At 71.4% G+C, this 22529-nt stretch carries 26 protein-coding genes and 2 pseudogenes; 13 read left to right on the top strand and 15 right to left on the bottom strand.

What is annotated here, in order from left to right; genetic code table 11:
• The first annotated feature begins 16 nt into the window (after positions 1–16).
• The 3 genes from K1T35_RS30680 to K1T35_RS30690 are packed head-to-tail and all read left to right on the top strand — an operon-like array spanning position 17 to position 2074.
• Positions 17–502: a MarR family winged helix-turn-helix transcriptional regulator gene (locus tag K1T35_RS30680; RefSeq protein WP_220255277.1), complete on the top strand. Its 486-nt coding sequence runs from the start codon at positions 17–19 to the stop codon at positions 500–502.
• Entirely contained in the window at positions 499–1308 is an 810-nt protein-coding gene (locus K1T35_RS30685) for an ATP-binding cassette domain-containing protein (RefSeq protein WP_220255278.1), read from the top strand. The genes K1T35_RS30680 and K1T35_RS30685 overlap by 4 nt, the downstream gene beginning before the upstream one ends.
• A complete protein-coding gene (locus K1T35_RS30690; protein ID WP_220255279.1) occupies positions 1268–2074 on the top strand; it encodes an ABC transporter permease in 807 nt (268 codons plus the stop codon). The genes K1T35_RS30685 and K1T35_RS30690 overlap by 41 nt, the downstream gene beginning before the upstream one ends.
• Here the strand turns inward: K1T35_RS30690 and K1T35_RS30695 are convergent.
• The 5 genes and pseudogenes from K1T35_RS30695 to K1T35_RS49840 all read right to left on the bottom strand — a co-directional run.
• Positions 2071–2508: a hypothetical protein gene (locus K1T35_RS30695; RefSeq protein ID WP_220255280.1), complete on the bottom strand. Its 438-nt coding sequence runs from the start codon at positions 2506–2508 to the stop codon at positions 2071–2073. The genes K1T35_RS30690 and K1T35_RS30695 overlap by 4 nt on opposite strands.
• 50 nt (positions 2509–2558) lie before the next feature.
• A complete protein-coding gene (locus tag K1T35_RS30700; protein WP_220255281.1) occupies positions 2559–3488 on the bottom strand; it encodes an alpha/beta hydrolase in 930 nt (309 codons plus the stop codon).
• Between the two features lie 2 nt (positions 3489–3490).
• On the bottom strand, positions 3491–4285 hold the full coding sequence (locus K1T35_RS30705) for an alpha/beta fold hydrolase (protein ID WP_220255282.1): 795 nt from the start codon (positions 4283–4285) through the stop codon (positions 3491–3493).
• Positions 4286–4296: 11 nt separating this feature from the next.
• Positions 4297–5148 carry an LLM class flavin-dependent oxidoreductase gene (locus tag K1T35_RS30710; protein WP_255620919.1) on the bottom strand — a complete coding sequence of 284 codons (852 nt, stop codon included), beginning with the start codon at positions 5146–5148 and terminating at the stop codon, positions 4297–4299.
• 19 nt (positions 5149–5167) lie between these two features.
• Positions 5168–5542, bottom strand: a pseudogene (locus K1T35_RS49840) (LLM class flavin-dependent oxidoreductase); the annotation flags it as partial.
• A 316-nt stretch (positions 5543–5858) separates the two neighbouring features.
• Here K1T35_RS49840 and K1T35_RS30715 point away from each other — a divergent pair.
• On the top strand, positions 5859–6134 hold the full coding sequence (locus tag K1T35_RS30715; protein WP_220255284.1) for a hypothetical protein: 276 nt from the start codon (positions 5859–5861) through the stop codon (positions 6132–6134).
• Between the two features lie 122 nt (positions 6135–6256).
• Here K1T35_RS30715 and K1T35_RS30720 read toward each other — a convergent pair whose 3' ends face one another.
• A complete protein-coding gene (locus K1T35_RS30720; RefSeq protein WP_220255285.1) occupies positions 6257–6691 on the bottom strand; it encodes a MarR family winged helix-turn-helix transcriptional regulator in 435 nt (144 codons plus the stop codon).
• A 72-nt stretch (positions 6692–6763) separates the two neighbouring features.
• Here K1T35_RS30720 and K1T35_RS30725 point away from each other — a divergent pair, with 72 nt between their 5' ends.
• Both K1T35_RS30725 and K1T35_RS30730 read left to right on the top strand, forming a co-directional pair.
• Positions 6764–7150, top strand: a complete 387-nt coding sequence (locus K1T35_RS30725) for a nuclear transport factor 2 family protein (RefSeq protein WP_220255286.1) — start codon at positions 6764–6766, stop codon at positions 7148–7150.
• A 20-nt stretch (positions 7151–7170) separates the two neighbouring features.
• Positions 7171–8022 (top strand): LLM class flavin-dependent oxidoreductase, encoded by an 852-nt coding sequence (locus K1T35_RS30730; RefSeq protein ID WP_220255287.1) that lies wholly within the window; start codon positions 7171–7173, stop codon positions 8020–8022.
• On the opposite strand, the gene K1T35_RS30735 is transcribed toward K1T35_RS30730, so the two are convergent.
• The 7 genes from K1T35_RS30735 to K1T35_RS30765 form a co-directional block, all read right to left on the bottom strand.
• Positions 8023–9063, bottom strand: a complete 1041-nt coding sequence (locus K1T35_RS30735; protein WP_220255288.1) for a DUF2293 domain-containing protein — start codon at positions 9061–9063, stop codon at positions 8023–8025.
• Between the two features lie 12 nt (positions 9064–9075).
• Positions 9076–10428 (bottom strand): FAD-dependent oxidoreductase, encoded by a 1353-nt coding sequence (locus tag K1T35_RS30740; protein ID WP_220255289.1) that lies wholly within the window; start codon positions 10426–10428, stop codon positions 9076–9078.
• Between the two features lie 26 nt (positions 10429–10454).
• Positions 10455–11267: an enoyl-CoA hydratase-related protein gene (locus K1T35_RS30745; protein ID WP_255620920.1), complete on the bottom strand. Its 813-nt coding sequence runs from the start codon at positions 11265–11267 to the stop codon at positions 10455–10457.
• A gap of 9 nt (positions 11268–11276) precedes the next feature.
• Positions 11277–12242, bottom strand: a complete 966-nt coding sequence (locus K1T35_RS30750; RefSeq protein WP_220255290.1) for a GlxA family transcriptional regulator — start codon at positions 12240–12242, stop codon at positions 11277–11279.
• Positions 12243–12474: 232 nt separating this feature from the next.
• The gene (locus K1T35_RS30755) at positions 12475–13524 is read right to left on the bottom strand and encodes a winged helix DNA-binding domain-containing protein (RefSeq protein ID WP_255620921.1); all 1050 of its coding nucleotides are present in this window, start codon (positions 13522–13524) and stop codon (positions 12475–12477) included.
• A gap of 33 nt (positions 13525–13557) precedes the next feature.
• On the bottom strand, positions 13558–14685 hold the full coding sequence (pcaB, locus tag K1T35_RS30760) for a 3-carboxy-cis,cis-muconate cycloisomerase (RefSeq protein WP_220255291.1): 1128 nt from the start codon (positions 14683–14685) through the stop codon (positions 13558–13560).
• A gap of 152 nt (positions 14686–14837) precedes the next feature.
• Entirely contained in the window at positions 14838–15974 is a 1137-nt protein-coding gene (locus tag K1T35_RS30765; protein ID WP_220255292.1) for an FAD-binding oxidoreductase, read from the bottom strand.
• A 219-nt stretch (positions 15975–16193) separates the two neighbouring features.
• Between K1T35_RS30765 and K1T35_RS30770 the strand changes: the two genes are divergently transcribed.
• Positions 16194–16409, top strand: a complete 216-nt coding sequence (locus K1T35_RS30770; RefSeq protein ID WP_220255293.1) for a hypothetical protein — start codon at positions 16194–16196, stop codon at positions 16407–16409.
• 290 nt (positions 16410–16699) lie between these two features.
• Here the strand turns inward: K1T35_RS30770 and K1T35_RS30775 are convergent, their stop codons facing one another.
• Positions 16700–17341 (bottom strand): TetR/AcrR family transcriptional regulator, encoded by a 642-nt coding sequence (locus tag K1T35_RS30775; protein WP_220255294.1) that lies wholly within the window; start codon positions 17339–17341, stop codon positions 16700–16702.
• Between the two features lie 138 nt (positions 17342–17479).
• Here K1T35_RS30775 and K1T35_RS30780 point away from each other — a divergent pair, with 138 nt between their 5' ends.
• From K1T35_RS30780 to K1T35_RS30800, 5 genes and pseudogenes are all read left to right on the top strand, one after another.
• The gene (locus K1T35_RS30780) at positions 17480–18214 is read left to right on the top strand and encodes an SDR family NAD(P)-dependent oxidoreductase (protein ID WP_220262955.1); all 735 of its coding nucleotides are present in this window, start codon (positions 17480–17482) and stop codon (positions 18212–18214) included.
• A gap of 25 nt (positions 18215–18239) precedes the next feature.
• Complete coding sequence (locus K1T35_RS30785; RefSeq protein WP_220255295.1) at positions 18240–18449, top strand: hypothetical protein; 210 nt, start codon at positions 18240–18242, stop codon at positions 18447–18449.
• Between the two features lie 109 nt (positions 18450–18558).
• Positions 18559–18984 (top strand): hypothetical protein, encoded by a 426-nt coding sequence (locus tag K1T35_RS30790; protein ID WP_220255296.1) that lies wholly within the window; start codon positions 18559–18561, stop codon positions 18982–18984.
• A gap of 119 nt (positions 18985–19103) precedes the next feature.
• Positions 19104–19727, top strand: a complete 624-nt coding sequence (locus K1T35_RS30795; protein ID WP_220255297.1) for an NADPH-dependent F420 reductase — start codon at positions 19104–19106, stop codon at positions 19725–19727.
• A gap of 13 nt (positions 19728–19740) precedes the next feature.
• Positions 19741–20532, top strand: a pseudogene (locus K1T35_RS30800) (TIGR03619 family F420-dependent LLM class oxidoreductase); the annotation flags it as partial.
• A 178-nt stretch (positions 20533–20710) separates the two neighbouring features.
• Here the strand turns inward: K1T35_RS30800 and K1T35_RS30805 are convergent.
• Positions 20711–21613, bottom strand: coding sequence for a LysR family transcriptional regulator (locus tag K1T35_RS30805; RefSeq protein ID WP_220255298.1), 903 nt, complete (start codon positions 21611–21613; stop codon positions 20711–20713).
• Positions 21614–21715: 102 nt separating this feature from the next.
• On the opposite strand from K1T35_RS30805, the gene K1T35_RS30810 reads away from it, so the two are divergent.
• The gene (locus K1T35_RS30810) at positions 21716–22429 is read left to right on the top strand and encodes an SDR family oxidoreductase (RefSeq protein ID WP_220255299.1); all 714 of its coding nucleotides are present in this window, start codon (positions 21716–21718) and stop codon (positions 22427–22429) included.
• Positions 22430–22529 lie beyond the last annotated feature (100 nt).

A 22529-nucleotide genomic window follows, 5' to 3' on the forward strand; every position in this document is an offset into this window, starting at 1 on the left:
AGGTACAGTGGCGCACATGGTCACCTCTCCCACCGCCGACGCGGTGTCCGAGACGCTGCTCCCGGCGGTCGGCGCGGTGCGCCGGCTGCTGCGCAGGCTGGCCGGGCCGTTCGTCACGACCGCGCCGCTCGGGGTGCCGCTCGACGTGTCGACGTCGCAGCGCGAAGTGCTCATCCTCGTCGGCAAGCGCGCGGGCAGGTCGGTGGCCGAGATCGCCGACGAGCTGGGGCTGGCGCCCAACAGCGTGTCGACGATCGTCACGCAGCTCGTCGGGGCCGGGCTGCTGGTCCGGGAGACCGACCCGCAGGACCGCAGGGTCGGACGGCTCAGCCTCACCGCCCCCGCGCAGGAAGCGCTCGACGCCGCGCGGGCCCGCAGGCGCGGGGTTCTGCACGAGGCGCTCGACCGGCTCAGCCCGCGCCAGCTCGCCGACCTCGCCGCGGGGATCGACGCCCTGGAAGCGTTGGCCGAGGAACTGCGGACCCTGGAGCGTGAGCGGTGAACGAACTGGCCGTGGAGTGCAGCGGGCTGGTGCACCGGTTCGGCGACACGGTGGCCGTCGACCACCTCGACCTGAACATCCCAGCAGGCGAGGTGTTCGGCCTCCTCGGCCCCAACGGGGCAGGCAAGACCACCACGATCCGCGTGCTCAACACGCTGCTCCCGGTGCAGGAGGGCAGCGTGCGGGTGTTCGGGTTCGATGTCCGGCGCCGGGCGATGGACGTGCGCCGACACCTGGGTTACGTGCCGCAGCAGCTCTCGATCGAGGCCGCGCTCACCGGGCGGCAGAACGTCACGTGGTTCGCGCGCTTGTTCGACGTGCCGCGCGCCGAACGGGCGGACCGGGTGGACGAGGCCATGGATGCCATGGACCTCCTCCACGTCGCCGACCGCCGCGCCGGCACGTACTCGGGCGGGATGATCCGCCGGCTCGAGCTGGCGCAGGCCCTCGTCAACCGGCCCGCGCTGCTCGTGCTCGACGAGCCGACGGTCGGCCTCGACCCGATCGCGCGGGCAGGCGTGTGGGAGCGGGTCCGCCAGATGCGGGCCGACTACGGCATGACGGTGCTCCTCACCACGCACTACATGGAGGAGGCCGACGAGCTGTGCGACACCGTGGCGCTCATGCACCACGGGCGGCTGCAGACCGTCGGCTCCCCCGCCGAGCTCCGCGCCGCGATCGGCCCGGACGCCTCGCTCGAGGAGGTCTTCCGCCGCTACGCGGGCGCCGGGCTGGCCGATGACCACGGGGCAGAGAGGGTGAGGGATGTCCGTCGTAGCCGCACAACCGCCCGCAAGCTGGGCTGAGCCCATCCGCCTGCTCGTCACGCGCACCGCAGCGCTCGGCATCGTCGAGCTGCAGAAGCTGCGCAGTGACAACACCGAGCTCGTCACGCGGATGGTGCAGCCCGTGCTGTGGCTGCTGATCTTCGGGCAGATCTTCAGCCGGATCCGGGCGATCCCCACCGGCGATCTGTCCTACCTGGAGTTCCTGACCCCCGGGATCCTCGCGCAGTCCGCCCTGTTCGTCGCGATCTTCTTCGGGATCCAGATCATCTGGGAACGCGACGCCGGCATCCTCACCAAGGTCATGGTCACCCCCACGCCGCGAGCCGCCATCGTGATGGCCAAGGCGTTCGCGGCGGGGCTGCGCGGGCTCGCCCCCGTGGTCGTGCTCGTGCCGGTGGCGTTGCTGCTGGGCGTCGGCATCACCGTCAACCCGCTGAAGCTGATCGCCGCCGCCGTCGCCCTCATGCTCAGCGCGGGCTTCTTCTCGTGCCTGTCCATGGCGATCGCCGGCGTCGCGCAGACCCGCGACCGGCTGATGGGTATCGGCCAGCTCATGACGATGCCGCTCTTCTTCGCCTCCAACGCCCTGTACCCGATCGACATCATGCCGACGTGGCTGCAGGTGATCAGCCAGGTCAACCCGCTGACCTACCTGGTGAACGCCCTGCGCGGGCTGCTGGTCGACGCCCCGGCCAACCTGTGGGCCGACTTCGGCGTGCTCGTCGGCTCCGCGGTGATCGGGATCGTGGGGGCGGCTGCGCTCCTGGGCAAGCTGGTGCGTTAGCCGGCTTCGCCCCGCTGCTCGATCATGTTCGCGATCCGCTCGAGCCCGGCCGCGGTCATGTCGAACTTGGCGCGCATCTCAAGGAACCCCGCGTCGACCTTGCGGAACTCCTCGTCGATGCGGCGGAACCCGTCGTCCACCTTGTGCTCCAGCGCATCGAAACGCCGGTCCACCGCGTCGAAGCGGCGGTCCACGGCGTCGAAACGGCGGTCTACAGCGTCGAATCGTTCCCGCGTCTGCCCACCGAGCGCGTTGATCGCCGAGCGGTTCGCGTCGACCTTGACCGCCAGGTCTGCGATGTCTCGATCGCGAGCGGCGGCGAGGTGCCTGGCCGCGGCCGCGTCCTGGCGGGCGACCTGTGCATCGGTCGCAACCTGGCCCATGCGGGCCTCGAGCGCCGCGACGCGCGCCTCGATGTCGTCGGGAGCGGGCATGCCCGGAGCGTACCGGCGCCGCTCCGGGCGCCGGATCGCTTCCGGAGAATTCAGATCAACCTGCTGCGCAGCGCGGCGGCCGCGTCGTCGAGCACCTCCCGCCCACCGTCGAGGAGCCCTGCCATCTGGAGGAAGCCGTGGATCATCCCGTCGTAGTTGCGGTGCTCGGCGTCCACACCGGCGTCCCTGAGCCGCTGCGCGTAGCGGGCGCCCTGGTCGCGCAGCGGGTCGTACTCGGCGGTGACGACGAGCGCGGGCGGGAGCCCGCTGAGATCGGGGGCGAGGCCCGGCGACACGCGCGGGTCGAGGGCGTCGTCGGGGCCGGTGAGGTAGTGCCCCCAGAACCACTCCATCCACGCCACGGTGAGCACCGGCCCGTCGGCGTTCTCGGTCATCGACGGGCTGTCGTCGTGCCGCTCGGTGGCGGGGTAGACGAGCAGCTGGAACGCGATCGAGGGGCCGCCGCGCACCTTGGCGAGCTGGGACACGACGGCCGCGAGGTTGCCACCCGCGCTGTCGCCGCCGACCGCCAGCCGCGAGGCGTCACCGCCGAAGTCGCCGATCTTCTCCGCCGCCCACGCCGCGGCGGCGTAGGCGTCGTCGACCGCTGCTGGGAACGGGTGCTCGGGCGCGAGCCGGTAGTCCACGGCCGCGACGAGGCACCCGGAGCGGTTCGCCATGGCACGGCAGGTGGCGTCGTGGCTGTCGAGGTCACCGATCACCCACCCGCCGCCGTGGAAGTAGACCAGCACGGGCAGCGGCCGTTCGCCCTCTGGGACGTAGAGCCGCACCGGGATCGGCCCCTCCAGCCCGGGCGCGGTGGTGTCGACGACGTCGACGACCTCCTCTGGAGGGCCGGCGAGCTCCCGCAGCTGAAGGATCATCTCGCGGTTCTGCTCGACGGTCATCGTCTCGGGCGGAGGCAGCTCCTCCTTCGCCAGCTCGGCGAGCAACGCCTCCACCTGCGGGTGCAGTGCCATGGTCAGACCTCCATGGTGTCGAGGAAGCCGAGCACGTGATCACGCACCTCGGCAGGTCGTTCGAGCTGCGGCAGGTGGCCTGCCCCTTCGACGAGCACGAGGCGGCTTTCGCGCAGCCGCGCGGTGAACTCCTCCGCGTAGACGGGGCTGACGAGCCGGTCCTGCGCGCCCCACAGGAGCAGGGTGGGCGCGGCGATCCGGTGGATGCGCCTGCGCAGGCCCTTGTCCGGGATGGGCCAGATGAAGTGCAGGATGCTCGCCATCCGCATGGAGGCCTCGAACAGCGCCTGCGGGTCGTCGGCCGGTGGGACGAGCGTGGCAGCCAGCGGGCCGTCCGGGTCGGCGAGCAGCAGTCCGGGCAGTGAGCTCGCCGGTACGCCCGCGATGTCGGGGACCGGGGCGTCGTCCCGCCAGAACCCGATCGGCGCGATCAGCACGAGCCTGCGCACGCGCTTCGGGTTGTTGGCGGCCAGCTCGGCGGCGACCATGCCGCCGAAGGAGTGACCGACGACCTCGACGGTGTCCAGGCCCAGCACGTCGAGCAGCTCGTCGTAGAACAGCACGAGCTCCCAGAGGCCGGGCAGGTGCGACAAAGCGTCGGACGATCGCGCGCCGGGATGCTCGACGGCGTGGACGGTGTGCCCGGCGGCGAGCGCCTCGAGCAGCGGGTTCCATACGAGGCCTCCTGCGCCGTGCAGGAAGAGCACCGGGTCGCCCGTGCCGGCGATCAGGACGCGGGCCTGGATCGGGCCGACGTCGACGGTGCGCTCCACGACGTCGGCGATCGATGCGGTCATCGCTCCCCCTCTCAGGCCTGGGCCCCGGCCGGTCTGGCGCTGCGGTCGGTGGCACCGGACGGCCACCAGCGGTGCGTCCAGCCCTCGGCGTCCCAGATGTGCCGGATCCGGGGTATGACCTCCTCCGCGAACAGCGTGATGTTCTTCTCCGTGAGCGCGTGCGGCATCGACCCGATCTGCAGCAGCGCGTGCAGGTTCCCCACCCGAAGGGTGTGGGCCAGTTCGACGAGCCGGTCGGCCACCGTGGCCGGGCTGCCGGCGACGATGAAGCCCTCCTCGGTGAGCGTCTTCCAGTTCTTCTCCAGCGCCGCGGCGGCGGCGACGGCACCGGGCTGATTGGTCTTGATCGCGAACTCGGTGCTCCTGCGGGTGCGATAACCGGGAGCCTCGAAGAAGTACGGCGGGATGTGCAGGCATTTCTTGAAGAAGTACGAGCAGTGCTCGAGATACTCCTGCTCGGCGCGCTCGTCGGTTTCCGACACGCAGATCAACTGGGCGAACCCGGCCCGGAACGGGTTACGGTCGACACCCATTTCGTCCATCTTCGCCCAGAAGCCGTCCATCAGCCGCTTGCCGAACTTCGCACCGAAGAACGAGAGGTAGCTGTAGGTGTAGTCCTTGGTGCCCGCGAGCTCCCAGGTCTCCACCGACCCGCCGCCCGCCAGCCACACCGGCGGGTGCGGCTTCTGCAGCGGCTGCGGCCACGGATTGACGTAGCGCAGCTGGTTGAACTCCCCGTTGAAACTGAACGGGCCCGGACGGGTCCAGGCCTGGATGATCAGCTCCTCCGCCTCGCGGAACCGGGGCCTGGTCTGCGTCGGCGGCACGCCGTAGCAGAAGTTGACGTCCATCGACGTGCCCACCGGGAAACCCGGCGGCGAGCCGCCCGTTCGACAGGACGTCGAGCATCGCGAACTCCTCCGCCACGCGGGTGGCAGGCGAGTACAGGGCGAGGGTGTTGCCCAGCACCATCAGCGCGCTGCCGTTCGGCGTGCGCCGGGCGAGAGCGGCGGCCATCAGGTTGGGAGAGGCCATGAAGCCGTACCCGTTCTGGTGGTGCTCGTTGACCCCCACCCCGTCGAACCCGAGCCGGTCGGCCAATTCCAGCTCGTCGAGGTTCCACTGGTAGTACTGCGCCACCTTCTTCGGATCACAGAGCTCCGAATTCGGCGGGGTGACCCAAATACTCTCGTACTTCGTCTCGAAGTCGGCGGGAAGGTCGCGGTAGGGCATGAGGTGGAAGAAGATCGACTTCATGGAGATCCTTCTGCGGCGGCGGACGTAGCGACGGCGATACCTCACGTGCCACTTTCGAGTGGATCATTGGCATTGCTATGCGTCAACCGCCGAATCGGTCGAAGTGCCGTCGCGCGCAGCCGTGCAACGCGACACGCCGGGGGCGGTACACGGCGCCGACGTGACAAGGGTTACGCTGCGGTCATGCGTATCGCTCTCGCCCTCGACGCGGCAGTACCGCCGCGCGCCGGCTGAGCCAGGTCGCCGGCGCGCCCCGCTCCCCCACCACCCGAGGCCTGGCTCGGCAACCACCATCCGTGGACCCCGGAGCCGAACAATGACTGTTCTCGATCACTCCCGCCGCAACACATGGGCACCCCGCCTCCAGCGCCGCCACGAGATCGTGACCACCGGCGGCATGCAGGGCGTCCTCGACATCGGCACCACGCTGCGCGCATGCGGGTACCCCGTCCGCGAGTTCGCCGTCGAGGTCCTCGACGGTGTCCCGTACAGCTCGGTCACCTGCATCGTCTCGCTCACGGCCGACGAGTGCGACACCTTCGCCGACCGCCTCGGCGCCGTGCCCGCGGTCGTCTCCGTCGAGCCCTGCTGACACGACTCGCTCGCTCAGAGCGCGACTCGCGTGCACGCAGAGCGCGACTCGCGGAGAAGTGGGCACACCTCGTCCGCGAGTCGCGGTCTCGATGCAGTTGAGTCGCGGTCTTGGTGCACCGGTCAGTCGCGGGCGACGTTGGCCCTGAGCTGATCGAGCACGGCGGCGACGCGCTCCAGTTCGGCGTCGGACAGGTCGCCCCGCAGCCGCTTGTCGAACTCGACCGCGGCCGCCCGCATCCGGTGGAACGCCGCCTCGCCGTCGGCTGTCAGCTCTACGACGTGGATGCGCCGGTTCTGCGGGTCGCGCCGCCGCGTGACGAGCCCGCCCTCCTCCATCGCGTTGAGGTGGTGGGTGAGCGTGGCCCCCTGGATCCCGACGGCGGCGGCGAGGGCGCGCTGGTTCGCGGTCTCGCGGGTCTTGAGCGCCAGCAGGATCAGCCAGACGTGCTCGGAGCCGTCTGCGGCGGCGAGTGCCTCACCGAACGCGCGGCTGACTTCCTTCGCCGTGCTCGCGAGCCGGCGACCGATCGGCATCCCCCGTGGTGGTGCGGACATGGCCGGAGCCTAGCAGAAGCGTTCGACATCGAACGTATTGACGCTTAACCGTTAGATGCCTATCGTTTTGGCATGACCACCACCGAGAACGAGATCCGCGAGCTGGGCCGCCGCTGGGCCGAGGCCGAGCAGCGCGGCGACACCGACGCCCTCGCGACCATGAGCACCGACGACTTCACGTTGGTCGGACCAGCTGGGTTCGTCCTGGAACGGGAGCACTGGTTCGCCGGCTACCGTTCCAGAGCGCTCCGGATCCAGTCGCTGACCTGGGACGACGTGCGCGTCCGCGACTACGGCGACACGGCTGTCGCGATCGGCGTCCGCATCCAGGAGGCCACCTACCAGGGCCACCCGGCCGGCGGCAGGTTCCGCGGCACCCACATCGCCGCCCACCGCGACGGTCGCTGGCTCATGGTCGGGGTGCACCTGAGCCCGATGGCCGGCCCGCCGTCCGCCTGACATCGCGAGGAGGCCCTGCGATGCGCGTCAGCCTGAGCATCACCCAGTTCCCGACGAGCGCCGAGCACACGCCGATGGATCGGATCGTGCGCGTCGCCGACGAGGGCGGCATCGACACCGTCTGGGTGGCCGACCACCTCGCCCAGTACGCCCCCGGCACCGAACCGACCGACCCGCACCTCGAGGCCTACACCACACTGGGCTGGCTCGCGGGCCGCAGCCGGCGCGTGCGGCTGGGCGCGATGGTCAGCCCGATCACGTTCCGGCCGGCCGCTCTCCTGATCAAGGCGGTCAGCACGCTCGACGCCCTCTCGGACGGCCGCGCCTGGCTGGGCATCGGCGCCGGTTACCACGAGCAGGAGGCGGCGCACATGGGCATCCCGATGCCGCCGACGGCCGAGCGGTTCGAGCGGCTGGAGGACACGCTGCGGCTGGCCCGCCAGATGTTCGCGGGCGACGACTCCGCCTTCGAGGGCACGCACGTCCGCGCCGAGCGACCGCTGAACCACCCGGTCCCGGCGCGCAGGCCGCGGATACTGATCGGCGGCGCCGGGGAGCGGAAGACGCTGCCGCTGGTGGCCCGCTACGCCGACGCGTGCAACCTCTTCGACATCCCCGACGGCGGCGTCACGCTGCGCCGCAAGCTGGCCGTCCTCGCGCGCGCGTGCGAGGCGGTCGGCCGCCCGCGGGAGGAGATCGAGACCACCGTCGGCACGGCGCTCGTCCCGGACGAGACGCCCGAGGCGTTCGCCGGGCGCTGCGCGGCACTGGGCGAGCTGGGCGCCGAGCACGTCGGCGTCATCACCCGCACGCCGTGGACCGATGCTGACCTGGCCCGGCTGGTGGATGGCGCTCGACTGCTCGCCGGTTGATCATGAGCGCCAGCGGTCCAGCACGGCGTCGACGGCGGCCCGCACCCGGGCCCGCGCCTCCTCGCGCGGGACGCCCGCCATGAGCAGTTCGTCGTAGTCGGTGTCCTCGTGTCGCACGGAGGCGACGACGGCGCTCACGAGCGCTCGCTCCTCCAGCGCCCGGCCTGCGGCACTGCGCCCGACCCGGCCGCTGCCCCGCACCGCGGCGTGGGCCGCGATCGCCTCGGCTCGAGCCTGCGGACACCCCGGGAACAACCTGTTGATCTCCTGCCCCATCCGCTCGGTGAGCTCGACGTCCTGGCGCTCCCGGCGCTCCCGATCGCGCTCGCGCTGTCGCTGCCGCGCGTCTTCGTCGGCGAAGCAGCTCGCCTCCGCTGCCCGCAGCGCGTCCTCCTCCACCAGTAGTCCCTGGCGCTCGTACCGTTTGCGCGACCGGCTCCACCGCACGACCACGGCGGACAGGCCGCTCGCCTTCTTCGCCCGGCGGGTGAGCGCGGCGTCGCCCGCGGGCAGGAACACGAGCGTGTCGAGGTCGGCGCACGTGAGGCAGAGCGGCCCCGCGTCCTCCATCACGAGGAACTCGCCGTTCTCCGCGGAGCAGCCGGTGCAGATCCAGTCCCGCACGGGCGAGATCACCACGAGGTCGGGCGGCCGGCTCGCGCGCTCGACCACCCGCTCGCGCTGCGCGTCGGTCAGCTCGCCGGAGATCCAGTGCGTGCGGAAGGCCCGCTCGGTGGCCTCGTCCCCGCCGACGAACTGCAGCGCCCTTCGATCCCGGGTGGCGCTCACGTACGCCGTCTCACTGGCCCGCAGGCCGCGCTCCTGCGCCCACTGGCACAACGCGTCCATCGCCGTGGCCAGGTTCTGCGGGCGCAGGGTGCGCAGGGGTTCGAGGTGCTCGGTCCGCCCCTGCCGCCAGTGGTCCAGATGGTTCTGCGTGAGCCAGCCCAGCCGGCAGAACACGTCGAGCGGTGACACCGACCGGCCCGCCGCCAGCTCGTCCTGCGCCGCGTCCACCACGCGTTGCCGAAGTGACGGCAACTCCCCTCCCGATCACCCCTTGGTCGCCCCGTGCGCCGCATCCAGCATCTCGGCCAGCTCGGCGACCTTCACCCGCTCGGCGCCGCGCAGCCCGCCGCGGCGCACCTCCTCCGCGTCGAGCCGCAGCCACGACGTCCAGTCCACCGGTCGCAGCCCGTGCGCCGTGAGTGCCGCGCGCAAGTCTGCCGGATCGGGGTGCGCGGGGTCGGGCAGGCCGGGGAGATCCTCCAGCAGCTTGGCCACGGTCTCCAGCGCGTCGGCCTTGTTCGTGCCGATCACGCCGGTGGGACCGCGCTTGATCCAGCCGGTGACGTACGCGCCGGGCACCGGCTCGCCGTCACGCACCACACGCCCGCCCACGTTCGGAACGGTGCCGGTGGTCGCGTCGAACGGCAGCCCGGGAATCGGCTCGGCGTCGTACCCGATCGCCCGCACGACCAGCCCGGCGTCGAGGGTCTCGCGCTCGCCGGTACCCACCACTCGGCCGTCGACGATCGCGTTGCGCTCGACGACCACGCCCGCGACGCGTCCGCCCGTCCCGATGATCCGCACCGGGGAGCGCAGGAACCGCAGGTGGATCCGCCTCGGCTTGCCGGCGGGCTCGGCCGCGGACCAGTCCCCCAGCATGTCGAGCATCTGCCGGTGCCGCCGGTCCTCCGGCTCCTCGACACCCGCGGCCAGCAGGCCGTCGTCGTGCACGAACACGTCGGCGTTCGCGAGCTCGCCGATCTGGCGCAGCTCAGCGGGTGTGAACCGGATGTGCTGCGGCCCGCGCCGGATCAGCACGTGGATGTCGCGGACGGCGCTCGAACGCAGGACGTCGAGCACCGGGTCCGGGACGTCGGTCTCGGCCATCTCGTCAGCGGTCTTCGCCAGCACCCGTGCGACGTCGAGGGCGACATTGCCCGCTCCGACCACGACGGCGCCCGGATGGTCGAGCAGGGGCTGCAGCTTCGTGTGGTCGGGGTGGCCGCAGTACCAGCTGACGAACGCGCCCGAGCCCAACGAACCGGCGAGCTCCTCGCCGGGGATGCCGAGGGCCCGGTCCACCGAGCTGCCGGTGGCGTGGACGATCGCGTGGAAGTGCCGCCTCAGTACCTCGAGCGGCACCCCGCCGTCCCCTACGTGCACTCCGCCCAAGAACTCGATCTGGGCAGGGTCGAACGGCTTCTGCAACACGCGGATGACGTTCTTCATCTTCACGTGGTCGGGCGCCACGCCGTACCGCACGAGGCCGTACGGCGCCGGCAACCGGTCCAGCACCTCGATGCCGACCGGCATGTCGGCGGCCAGCAGCGCGGCGGCGGCGTACAGCCCGGACGGGCCCGCTCCGATCACCGCGACCCGGGCCTGTCGCTGCTGCATGTGGTTCATCTCCTGTGGTGGTGGAGTCAGTCCGGGAACGGACCGAGCGGTGCGAATCGGGGTGCGCGCCGCTCGAGGTAGGAAGCCACCCCCTCTCGCAGGTCCGCCGACCCGATGAAGCGGTCGACGTGCCGGTAGGAGGCCTGCAGCGCTTCGTCGAACGTGGAGTCCTGCGCCTCGAGGACCTGCCTCGCGATCACGGCCATGGCACGTGGGCTGCAGTGCAGCGCGAGGTCGCGCGCGTAGGCATGCGCCGCATCGAGCACCTCGGCCCGCGGGACGACGCGGCTCACCAGACCCAGCTCACGCGCCTCCCCTGCGTCGAACGTACGGGCCGAGAGCAGGAGGTCGAGCGCGCGTTCCGACCCGACGAGGCGGGTGAGCGTCCACGCGATCCCGTACTCGGCGACGAGTCCGCGGCGGGCGAACGCGGTGGAGAACCGCGCCGTGTCGGCGGCGAACCGGACGTGGCAGAACAGCGCCTGCACGAGCCCGACACCCGCGCAGGCCCCGTTGATCGCGGCGATCAGCGGCTTCGGGAACCGGCGGGGGACGTCGACCGGGTAGTGCGGCAGCCGGGCGTCCTCCTCACCCAGCCCGCCGAGGCGGGAGATGTCGGCGCCGGGGCAGAACGTGCTGCCCGCGCCGGTGACCACCACCGCGCGCACCGTCTCGTCGGCCGCCGCCTCGGTGAGCCGCCCGTAGTAGGCCTCGTACATGTCGTCGGCCCAGCCGTTGCGCCGCTCCGGGCGGTTGAAGGTGAGGGTGAGAACGCCGTCAGCGTCGCGGTGGGCGAGCACGGCGTCCCGCGCGCCGTCGGTGCCCACCTCCTCGGTCACACCCCGACCCTAATGCCCGGCGACCGCCGAGCGGGCGGCGAACGTGCGACGGAAGTCGGCCGGGGACACACCCACCACCTTGCGGAAGTGGTGGCGCAGCAGCGCTCCACTGCCGAATCCACTGCGCTCGGCCACCTCGTCGATGCCCATGTCGGTGTCCTCCAGCAGCCGCTGTGCCCGCAGCACCCGCTGCAGGGTGATCCACTTGTGCGGCGTGGTGCCGGTCTCGGCGACGAACCGGCGGGCGAAGCTGCGGTCGGACATCCGCGCCCGGCGCGCGAGGTCGGACACCGAGTGCTCGACGTCCAGGTGCTCCAGCACCCAGTCCAGCACCGGCGCCAGCCCCTCGGACCGGCACACCGGCACCGGCATCTCGACGAACTGCCGCTGCCCGCCGTCGCGCTGCGGCGGCACGACCATCCGCCGGGCGATGACGTTGACCACCGCGCTGCCCAGTTCACGGCGCACAAGGTGCAGGCACGCGTCGATGCCTGCGGCCGTGCCCGCGCTCGTGATCAGGTTGCCGTCGTCGACGAACAGCACGTCCGGGTCGACCTTGGCGCGCGGGTAGCGCTCGCGCAGCTCGTCGGCGTTGTCCCAGTGCGTGGTGCACGGCCGGTCGTCGAGCAGGCCCGCCGCGCCGAGCACGAACGCACCCGAGCACACGCTGAGCAGGGTGCTGCCCGCCGCCGCGGCCGCGCGCACCGCGTCGAGCACCTCGTCGGAGAACTCCCGTGCCCGCGTGGCCGACACCGCAATGAGGTCGGCGCCACGCAACCCGTCGAGACCGTGGGACGGCACCATGTCGACGCCGACCGACGTGCGAATGGGTTGACCCGCCACCTCGCCGCACACCCGCAGCTCGAAGGGCGGCACCCCGTCCGCGGAGCGGTCGATGCCGAAGACCTCGCAGATCGTGCCGAACTCGAACGGGGTGACCGGAGGGATCACGAGCGCGGCGACGGTGGACAGCATGCCGGCGAGTGTAGTGGCAGGATCTTTGCTTCGGTAGTCAGTCCTGCCACTGGTGGCAGGAACTTTCCGAGCGGAAAATTACTGCCATGACCACAGCGATCGTCCTCCTCCTCGTCGTCGCCACTCTCGTCGCCGTGTCGATCGTGCGTCCGGGCGAGCCCGCCGAGTTCCCCGGTGCCTCCCGAGACCGTGATCAGGAACGGCAGCTCGCCGACTTACGCGCCATCGCCGATCACTCCACGTGGAACGCGGCGAGGCGAGCGGCTTCGACCTCCACGTCCCCTGCCACGTCTGGTTTCAGCGGCTGGAAGGGCTCGCACCGCACCTCGCCGTCGGTGTAGCGCCATGTGCCCGCGACCTGGCCGTCGACGAGGAACGTTGGCACCGACTGCGGGATGTTCCGCGCGAACACCCGCGGCCGGTGCTCCTCGGGCAGGATCTGCGCGCGCCGGGCGTGCACCAGCAGGTTGGCGTCCCACTGCCCGAGGAACCGCACGGGAGCTGGCGTGTCGGCGGGCGGCAACGGCGCCTCCGGCACGTCCACCAGCTCGCCGCCCGTCTCGGCGCGGTAGCGGCACAGCTGCATCCGGGCGAGCACGGCCCGCGTGGCGGTGATGCTCCACCCGCAGAACGAGGCGATGTCGGCGGCCGAGGCAGGCCCGAATCCGCGCAGATAACTGGCGACGAGGAGCTCCGTGGCGCGCTCCCCGGTGACCGCGGGCTCAGGCGCGGCCACGGTGTGCTCGGCCAGGCCGTAGACGTGGGCCCGGGGGGTGCCCCACGTGCCGGCCGGGGGAACGCGCACCAGATCGACCCACAGCTGAACACCTGGCCAGACCGCCCGCGGGTGCCCGGCGGCGGTCAGCCGCTTCTGGATCTCGGCCTGCTTCATCGGGCCGTCGGCGAGGTGGGAACGGACGGTGGCCGCGATTGCCGGCATGTCGACCTCGATCCGGTGGGCGCGCCGCCACCATTCCCGCCGCGCCTGCCGTACCGCCTCCGTGAAGGGCCAGTAGTCGGCGGGCGAGACCATGTGGATCGTGCAGCGCATCACCCATGCCTGCACGACACGGCCTGCGAGCAGCGCCTCGGTGAGCGTGTGGCGGCGGAAGCCCGCCAGCCGCGACCACAGCCCGACGTAGCCCGACGGCGCGTACTGCGTCTGCAACCCGGCCACCTGCTCGACGGCCTGCTGCGGGCTCAGCTCGGCGCGCTCCAGGAGCAGCTGCCGGGCCAGCACGGCTCGGTTGAGCTCCCGAGCGGAGAGCACGCGTTCGACCATGCCGGCAGTCTGCCGGTCGGCACCGACAACCGGTCACCCACGCTGCGCGAGCAACCGGTCGACCAGCTCCCCCGCGTGCCCGGGCGGGCCGCTCGCCTCGGCGGTGAGCGCGAGGTTCGCGGCCATCCGGTCCGGGTGCACCCCGAGCCCTTCGAGGGATGCACGCAGCCGAGCGGCCGCGCCCCCTGTGGCCCGCAGCAGCTCGGCGAGCGTCTGCCACTCGGCGTGCCACGGGCCCGCGGCCCGCTGGTGCTCGTGGTCGGCCGCGGCAAGCAGCACGGCCGCGAGGCCGGGCGCCCTGCGCGCGGCCGCTCGTGCGGTGACGGCCGCGATCGGGTTGCGCTTGTGCGGCATCGACGACGAGTCGCCCGGCGCCGCCTCCGACACCTCGCCCAGCTCCGTGCCGGAGAGCAGCACCACGTCGGTGGCCGGCTTGGCGCAGGCGCCCGCGGCGACGGCCAGAGCCCCGGCGAGCTCCCCGATCCGGGTCCGCTCCGTGTGCCACGGCGGGGCGTCGGCGAGCCTCAGAGCACGGGCGAGCGACGCGGCGACCGCCGGTCCGCGCGGGTGCAGGGCGGCCAGCGTGCCGGCCGCCCCGCCGAACTGCACGGGCAGCGAACGGATCACCTCAGCGAGCCGGGCGCGCGCCCGGTCCAGCCCCGCGCACCAGCCCGAGGCGACCAGCCCGAACGTCGTCGGCAGCGCCTGCTGCCCGAGGGTGCGGGCGATCATCGGCGTGTCGCGGTGCCTCCGCGCGAGGTCGGCCGCGGCGTCGGCGACCCCGCGCAGGTCGTCGAGCACGACCTCGCCCGCCCAGCCGACGAGCAGCACGGCCGCGGTGTCCATCACGTCCTGGCTCGTGGCGCCAGGGTGCACCGAGCGCCCGGCCTCCCCTGCCGCCGAGCGGAGCATCCGCACCAGCGGTATCACCGGGTTGCCGCCCTCGACAGCGGCCCGGCCCAGCGCCGCCGGGTCGACCTGGAGCGCCGCCGCGGCCACCTCGATCCGGTCGGCGTCCTCGGCGGGGACGACCCCGTGCTCGGCCGCGGCCCGCGCCAGCGCCACCTCGACCGCGACGAGCGCAGCCACCCACGAGGCGTCGTCGAGCCGGGCGGCCACCCGATCGGCCCCGAACAGCGGGTCGAACAGCGCACTCGTCATGAGGCGGAACCGTACGACCTGACCCTCCCTCACGTGCGCCCTGGTCGGCCTCGGGAAGGAGCGCGGTCGCACACCGATTTCGGTGCTCACACATCGACTGCAGTCGGTGTGGGAGCGCAGTAGTCGGTGTGCGAGCCGAACTGCACGCCGCGCTACAGCCGCGTGGGGCTGAACGCCGCGCGGTCGAGCGGGACGTCGGCGGGCAACGGACCGCCCGTCACCACCGCCGCGGCGAACGCCGCGAGCGCAGGCGCCGTCTCGATCCCCGATCCGCCCTGGCCTGCGCAGAACCAGAACCCGGGGTGCTCGGGCCACGCCCCGATCACCGGAAGCCGGTCGGGCACGAACGACCGAAGCCCCGCCCACGCCGTGCGCACCGAGCGCAGGCCGAGCCCGGTGACCTCCTCGACCCGCTCCAGGGCTATCGCGACGTCCAGCTCGTCGGGACGCACGTCGTGCGGCTCGACCGGCGTCTCGTCGGCGGGGCTGACCAGGAGCCCGTCGCCCTCCTGCTTGAAGTAGAAGCGCTCGGGCGTCTCGATGACCATCGGCAGCCTCGCCCCGTCCGGCGCGCGGAGCCGGGCCGGGTCCGGCACCCGGACCAGCGCGATCGTGCGCCGGTACGGCGTGAGCCCGATGTGCGGGACCCCCGCCCGCACCGCGACGGCGTCCGCCCACGCGCCGGCGGCGTCCACGACCTCGGCCGCACCGATCACGTTCCCATCCGGACCGGCCTGCACCTCCCACCCGGAACCGCTTCTCCGCACGCCGGTGACCGGGGCACCCGTCCGGACCTTCCCACCGCGGCGGAGGAGCCCTCGGATGAAGGCCTGGTGCAGCGCCTCGGCATCGATGTCGGCCGCGCCCTCCACGACGGCGGCGGCACGCACAGCGCCCGGCCGCAGCGCCGGACACAAGCGCTGCGCCTCTGCCGGGTCGATCGCGACGGGGCACCCCGGCTCACCCGCCTGCTCGGCCAGGTCGGCGGCCAGCTCCGCGGCACCGTCGGCATCGAACGCGACGTGCAGCAGCGCGCGGGGCGTGAGCAGCGGCGGCGCATCCAACTCCGCCTCGAGCCGCGCGAACCGCGGACCGCTCGCCGCGACCAGCGCGCGCAGCGGCGCCGAGCCATGGCCGGGGACATAGGTTGCGGCGGAGCGGGCCGTCGAGTGCCGGGCGAGCGCGGTCTCGGTCTCCACCAGCAGAACCGAGCGGGTGGCGGCGAGCTCGTAGGCGATCGAGGCGCCCGCGATACCACCCCCGACCACGACGGTGTCGAAGTTCGTCACCCGCCGACGCTAGCCCGGGAAATTCCGTGGCGCGCCCACAACGGCAGGCTTATCGTCCTCGTCATGCGCCTGTAGCGACGGCCGCTCCACTGCGGCAAGCACGGCCAGGGCCCTCCCGCCCGGCCGCTCCCGTTCCAGCCACCCGGCCGGCCCTGGACCAGATCCGGGCGCCGTCTCGGCTCTGCTGCGCCGGCCCCGTCATCCTGCAGGAGGCACCCCATGCCAGACCCGTTGCTCTCGTCCCTGCTCGCCACCGTCGACAACACGCAGGGCGAACCGAACCCCGCCGACGCCGCTCCGGCGCCGGCCAACCGAGCGGCCCGCCGCGGCCGCGCGGGCAAGAACGCCCCGAGTGGAGCCGTCCACGCCGGCTCCTCGGGTCACGCCCGCGCAGCGCAGGGCCGCCGGATCAACCCGGTGCGGCGCACTGGTTGATCCACAGCCGGTGCCGCCGGTCCCGCGTCAACTATCACCCATTTGTTGCACGCGGGCCGGTGGTGCCGGGCGGGCGACCGAGCAGCACGAGTGCCGCATGGTGAGGCGCGCTCGCGTCCTGCTGCTCGGTCGTCCGCGGCACACGATGCCCCCTCCCGCCAGGCCCCCTACGGGTCCCTGTCGCACCTGCCCTACCGAGAGTCGATCTCCAGCCCCAGGTCCCGACAGCTACCGCTGCGGCCGCGCCGAACTCGACGTCGTCTTCAGGCCGGCGAGGCGTGATCGGGCCGTCATCGGCCTCCCACCGGAACGGGAGCAGGCCCGGTAGTTCCGCGGTCATCGCTGGGCTGCCGAGGGGATGACGCGGGGATGGCGTTGTCGATGAGGACGGCGGCGATGGCGGCGGCGGTGGGGAAGGAATCGCTGTTGAGGACTCGGGTGCGGGCCGAGGCGCCGTCGATGAGCAGCGCCAGTTGTTCGCCGAGTTGTTCGGGGTTGGTGGCGCCGGCTTCGCGGGCGGTTTCGGTCAGCCGCGCGGCGATGGCGGTCTTGTAGTCGCGTGCGTACTGGGATGCGGGGTGTTGGGGGTCGTGGAGTTCGACGGCCGCCGCGATGTAGGGGCACAGGGGCGTGGACGCGGGCATCTCGAAGGCGGCGAGGAGTCGTTCGCGGGGAGTGCGGTCGGTGCGGTCGAACACCCCGGGCATGACGTCGGGATCGAATCGGCGCAGGTATTCGGCGACGAGTTCGTCCTTGCTGGTGAAGTGCTGGTAGGCCGTGCGCTTGGACACCTGGGCCGCGGCGCAGAGTTGGTCCATGCCGGTGCGGTTGACGCCCTGATCGCGGAACAGCTGCTGTGACGCGCTGAGGATGCGCTCGCGTGCGCCCCTGCCGCGGCGCCGGCCCAGGGGGCCCTTCGCCAACTCCGTCATGCCGCCAGCGTAGACCGTTCGGTACGGATCGGTCTACATAGCTTGCGCTCCGACCGGTCGTCGGGTACGTTACGTACACAGTCTGGTGTGCATAAGTGCCGAACTGTTCCGGATGACCATCAATTCAACGGAGTGATCGTGGGAAAGCTCGATGGCAAGGTCGCGGTGATCACCGGCGGATCCACCGGATTGGCACTGGCCGGCGCCAAGCTGTTCGTCGAGGAAGGCGCGCACGTCTTCATCCAGGCCCGGCGGCAGGAAGCGCTGGACGACGCCGTCAAGCTGATCGGCCGCAACGTCACCGCCGTCCAGGGTGACGCGGCCGAACTGGACGACCTGGACCGCTTGTACGACACCGTCAAGCGGGAGAAGGGTTCGATCGACGTGCTGTGGGCCAGCGCCGGGATGGGCGAACCCGCCGTCCTCGGCGAGATCACCGAGGAACAGTTCCACCGCGCCTTCTCGCTGAACGCGCGCGGCACCCTGTTCACCGTGCAGAAGGCACTGCCGCTGATCAACGACAACGGCTCGATCTTGATGACCGGATCCAACGCCTCCCTCGGCGCCTTCCCCGGCTGGAGCCTCTACGCGGGGAGCAAGGCCGTCCAGCAGGCCTGGGCCCGCGTCTGGCTCAACGAACTGCGCGACCGCAAGATCCGGGTCAACGTCCTGACCCCCGGCCAGGTCGCCACCGCCAAGCAGGAAGAAGTGTTCGACGAGGCAACCATGGCCGCATTCGAGTCTCTCATCCCCCGCGGAAAGATGGGCCGCCCCGAAGAAATCGCGACCATCGCCCTGTTCCTCGCCTCCGACGACTCCAGCTACGTCAACGGCATGGAACTGGTCGCCGACGGCGGCGTCACCGCCATCTGAACCACACACCATCGCGCTCACCGAGATGGTGGTGCACGGCTGGGACCTGGCCATGGCCACCGGCCAGCCCGTCGAGCTGCTCGAACCCACACTGCAAGCCGTCTGGGAGTACCTGACCGAGTTCCTGCCGACCCTGTCGGACCTGGTCCGGGCCTTGTGGGGTGCGGCGGTGCCCGTCCCGCCGGACGCGTCCCTGCTGGACCGCATCGTCGGGATGGCCGGCCGCAAGCCGTGAACGAGATCAATTCTCGGTTCGAGAGTTCATTGCCCTGATGACCTGGCACGCCGACCCGGACCTGCGGGTCGGCGTGCCGACCGGGTCTCATACACGACGAGGAGAAGCCATGACCACGTTCGCCCAGCACCGCGCCACCGTCGAGTCCTTCGTCGACTGCATGCACGGCGGCGCGGACAAGGACGCTCTCGCCCGTGTCCTCGCTGAGAACGTGGTGCTGATCAGCCCGCTCAGCGATGAGCCGCTCACCGGCCGCGAGGCCGTCACGGCAGCCATCCAGGGCGTCTCCACGGTGGCGGCGGACCTCATCTACAAGGAGGTCCTCAGCGGCGAGACCCACCACGCCGCATTCTTCCGGCTGCAGATCGAAGACACGGCGGTCAACGGGATGGACTACATCCTGCTCGACGCGGACGGCAAGATTGCCGAGGTGACCATATTTTGGCGCCCGCTGCCATCCGCCGTCGAGATGCAGGGTCACCTCGCGCCTCTCGTCGGCATGCAGCCCTGGGAACTGCGCACAAAGGGTGCGTAACGATCACGGGATGCCCTCGTCCTATGTCCCTATTCAGAATGGCGGCGGTTCACGCATCCCAATCTACGGCGGAACACGAGACAGAGCGACACCTCGAGAACAGGAAGAGAGCACACCTCATGAGCAGCATCACCCTCATCGGTACGGGGAACATGGCCCGTGCCATTGGCACGCTCGCGGTGGCCGGCGGCAACACCGTCGAGGTCATGGGACGCGATCAGTCCAAGGTCGATGACCTGGCCAAGGCTCTGGGCGGCAGCGCGACGACGGGCAAGTGGGGCGCCGTCCCGGCCGGGGACATCGTCATCACGGCCCTGCTGTACGCCGGTGTCGTTCCGGTCGTCGCCGAGTACGGAGACGCCCTCGCGGGCAAGGTCATCGTCGACATCAGCAACCCCTTCAACGCCACGTTCGACGGACTGGCCCACAGCGAGGAGACGTCGATCGCGCAGGAAGTCGCCAAGGTGGCCCCGGCCGGCGCGAGCGTGGTGAAGGCGTTCAACACCATCTTCCGTAGTGTCCTGGAGAAGGGCCGGCCCGACGTCTTCATCGCTGGCGACGATGCGCGGGCCAAGGCGGGCGTGGCGGCATTCATCGAGAGCCTCGGGCTGCGTCCGCTGGATGTCGGCGGCCTGAAAATGGCGCACTGGCTGGAAGGAATGGGCGTGGTCACGGTGGGCCTCGCCGGCAACGGGGTTGGCCACTGGGACTTCGCACTCGGCGTCAACGAATTTACCGGCTGAGCAGACTCTCGCGATGAAGCTCGGTTTCGTGATTCCCATTGTCGGGCCCGCCGTCAGCGGCGCCCCCGGCCTGAGCGCGTTCTGCCGCGGACTCGAGGACCTCGGCTACGACACCCTGTGGGTCGGCGATCGCCTGGTCACGCCGGTTGATGTGGACAGCAGCTATCTGGCCAAGGGGCCGCAGATGACCCGCTCCCTCGATCCGGTGCTGCTGTGGACCGTCGCCGCGGCGGCGACCAGCCGGATGCGCCTGAACGCCAGCACGCTCAGCACGTTCTACTACGAGCCGCCGCACCTGGCCCGGCTGCTGACCACGCTCGACGTGCTCAGCGACGGCCGCCTTGGCGTTGGTGTGGGGCTGGGGTGGATGAAGCAGGAGTACGACAGCGCCCGCAACGCGGACTGGCAGCGGCGCGGCAAGATGCTCGATGACATGCTGGCGTTCCTGCACGCGTGGTGGACGACCAATCCCGTGTCCTGGGACAGCGAGTTCTTCACCTTGCCACCGGTCCACGCCGACCTGCGTCCGGTCCAGGCGGGCGGGCCACCCATCTGGATCGGCGGCGCCAGCGAGGCCGCGATGCGCCGGGTCGGCCGCAGCGGGGTCGGTTGGCTCGGGTTCGAGGTCGACGGTCGGGACGGGGGCGCCGACCGCCTGTGGTCGATCGCGCGCCGAGCGGCGCAGGACGCCGGCCGCGATCCCGACGCGCTGAAGACGGCCATGCGGATCAACCTCGAACCGGGCACGTCCGTCGGCTCGCTCGCGGACAAGTTGCAGCGGTACGCCGAGTCCGGTGTTGATGAGGCGTTCTTCGATGCCTACGCGGCGTTCACCAGCCTTGACCAGATGCTCGACTTCGCCGGCCATGTGATCGCGCGTACCGCCGGTTGTGACCACCGAAGAACGACACCGATGGTCTCGACGACTGGGAACCGGCTACCGAGCAGCACCTCGTCCACCGCGACCCAGTTCGGCGCGCCGCTCATTCCGCCGGCCCCAGTTGGACGGCAATGTCGGCTGGCACCCGCACTCCCCGACGGCAGATGTCGGCGTCGAACCGCCGGGCCAGCGGGTCGTGGGGATTGGCGAGCAGTACGACAACGTCTCTGAGTAGCGGCGGGTCCAATCGCCGCACGGCGCCGGGGAACGCACTGGGCAACGCGGTGATCGGCACCAGGGCAACACCCAGACCGGCGGCCGCCAGATGTGCGGCGGTCGTGGCATTGCGGGTACGGGTGAGCACGGTGAGGGCGACGCCCCGTTCCGCCGCGACGTCATCCAGCCAGGCACCCAACCCATTGTCTGGGTGGTAGCCCACCATCGAGCGCTTGGCCAGCTGGGTGAAGGTGACCGGCTCGGGCCCGGCACCACCCGCCATCGCCGCGACCACCTCTTCACTACCCACGAGGCTTTCGAATCCCGCCCAACGCGAGGGCCGTGGCCCGACCGCCAGATCGACCATTCCGGAGCCGACCAGATCGGCGAGCCCATCGGCGCTGGACAGCTCGGTCAGCCCCAGATGCACACCGGGGCGGCGCCGGTGCCAGGCCCGTAGCACCGGCGCGAGCAAGCCGGCGGTCATGCTTTCCGCGCACCCGATCCGCAGCTGCCCACCTGCGCCGCGAGCGACCGCTCGGCCGGTGGCGACGGCGCGTTGCGCTGCGGCCAGCGCCGCGCGAGCGTCCGGCAGGAGCGCCCGGCCCGCGACCGTCGGACGGACGCCACGGGACAGCCGCTCCACGACCGACGTGCCGATCTCTCGCTCCAAGGCCGCGATCTGGTGCGACATGGCCGGCTGCGACATGTGCAATCGAGCGGCGGCCTCGGTGACCGACCCGAACTGGCAGACGGCCACGAAGCACTCCAGGGCACGCAGGGTCGCCATTCGCCAATACTATGGTTGGTAGCGATAACCATCATGGCGCGACGGGACTACTGCCGGCCGGTGCGGTGCTGATCTCGGTGAACCCGACAGCAGGAGGACACCGTGGCAGTCTCGATCAACGGCAAGAAGCTGCTCATCGTCGGCGGCGGTTCGGGCATCGCCGCCCGCCTGGCTGTGGACGCAGCCACCGCAGGTGCCGAGGTCATCGTTGCCGCGCGACGGCATCACGAACCAACCAGCTCGGGCACGGGCGCCGTGATCAAGACCGCTCGCGTGGACCTCGGCGATGAAGACTCGGTGCGGGAGCTGGCCACCCACGTCGGCGGGCTCGACTACCTCGTCACGATGGCCGCCGACCACGCCAACGGCCCGGTGACCGAACTGGATCGCGCCGCCGTTGCCCGCGCGTTCGACGCCAAGGTGCTCGGACCGATCCTGCTCGCCAAGCACCTCTCCCCACAGATCCGGCCCGATGGCGCGATCTTGCTGTTCGCCGGGGTAGCGGGGTGGCGCCCTGCACCGGGACTCACCGTCATGGCGACGACCAACGGTGCGGTTGCCTTCCTCGCCAAGGCACTCGCCGTCGAGCTCGCGCCGATCCGAGTCAACGCGTTGTCTCCGGGCATCGTCGACTCAGGGGCATGGGACCACATGGCCGAAGGCCGCGACCGGTTCTTCGCCGATGTCGCCGCCCGCAACCCTGCCCGACGCATCGGGCAACCTGCCGACATCGCATCGGCGGCGCTACTCGCTCTCACCAACCCGTTCCTGACCGGAACCACCCTGCATGTCGACGGCGGGGGCCATCTCAGCTGAACCATCCAGGTGGCTCCGCCAGCGCGCGCCGAGGCCACCCGTTCTGGCCGAGGCTGCCCCGATCACGCACCTCAGGCGATTGACATCCACCGCTAGCTCA

This window comes from Pseudonocardia sp. DSM 110487, from assembly GCF_019468565.1.
Classification (GTDB): Bacteria; Actinomycetota; Actinomycetes; order Mycobacteriales; family Pseudonocardiaceae; genus Pseudonocardia.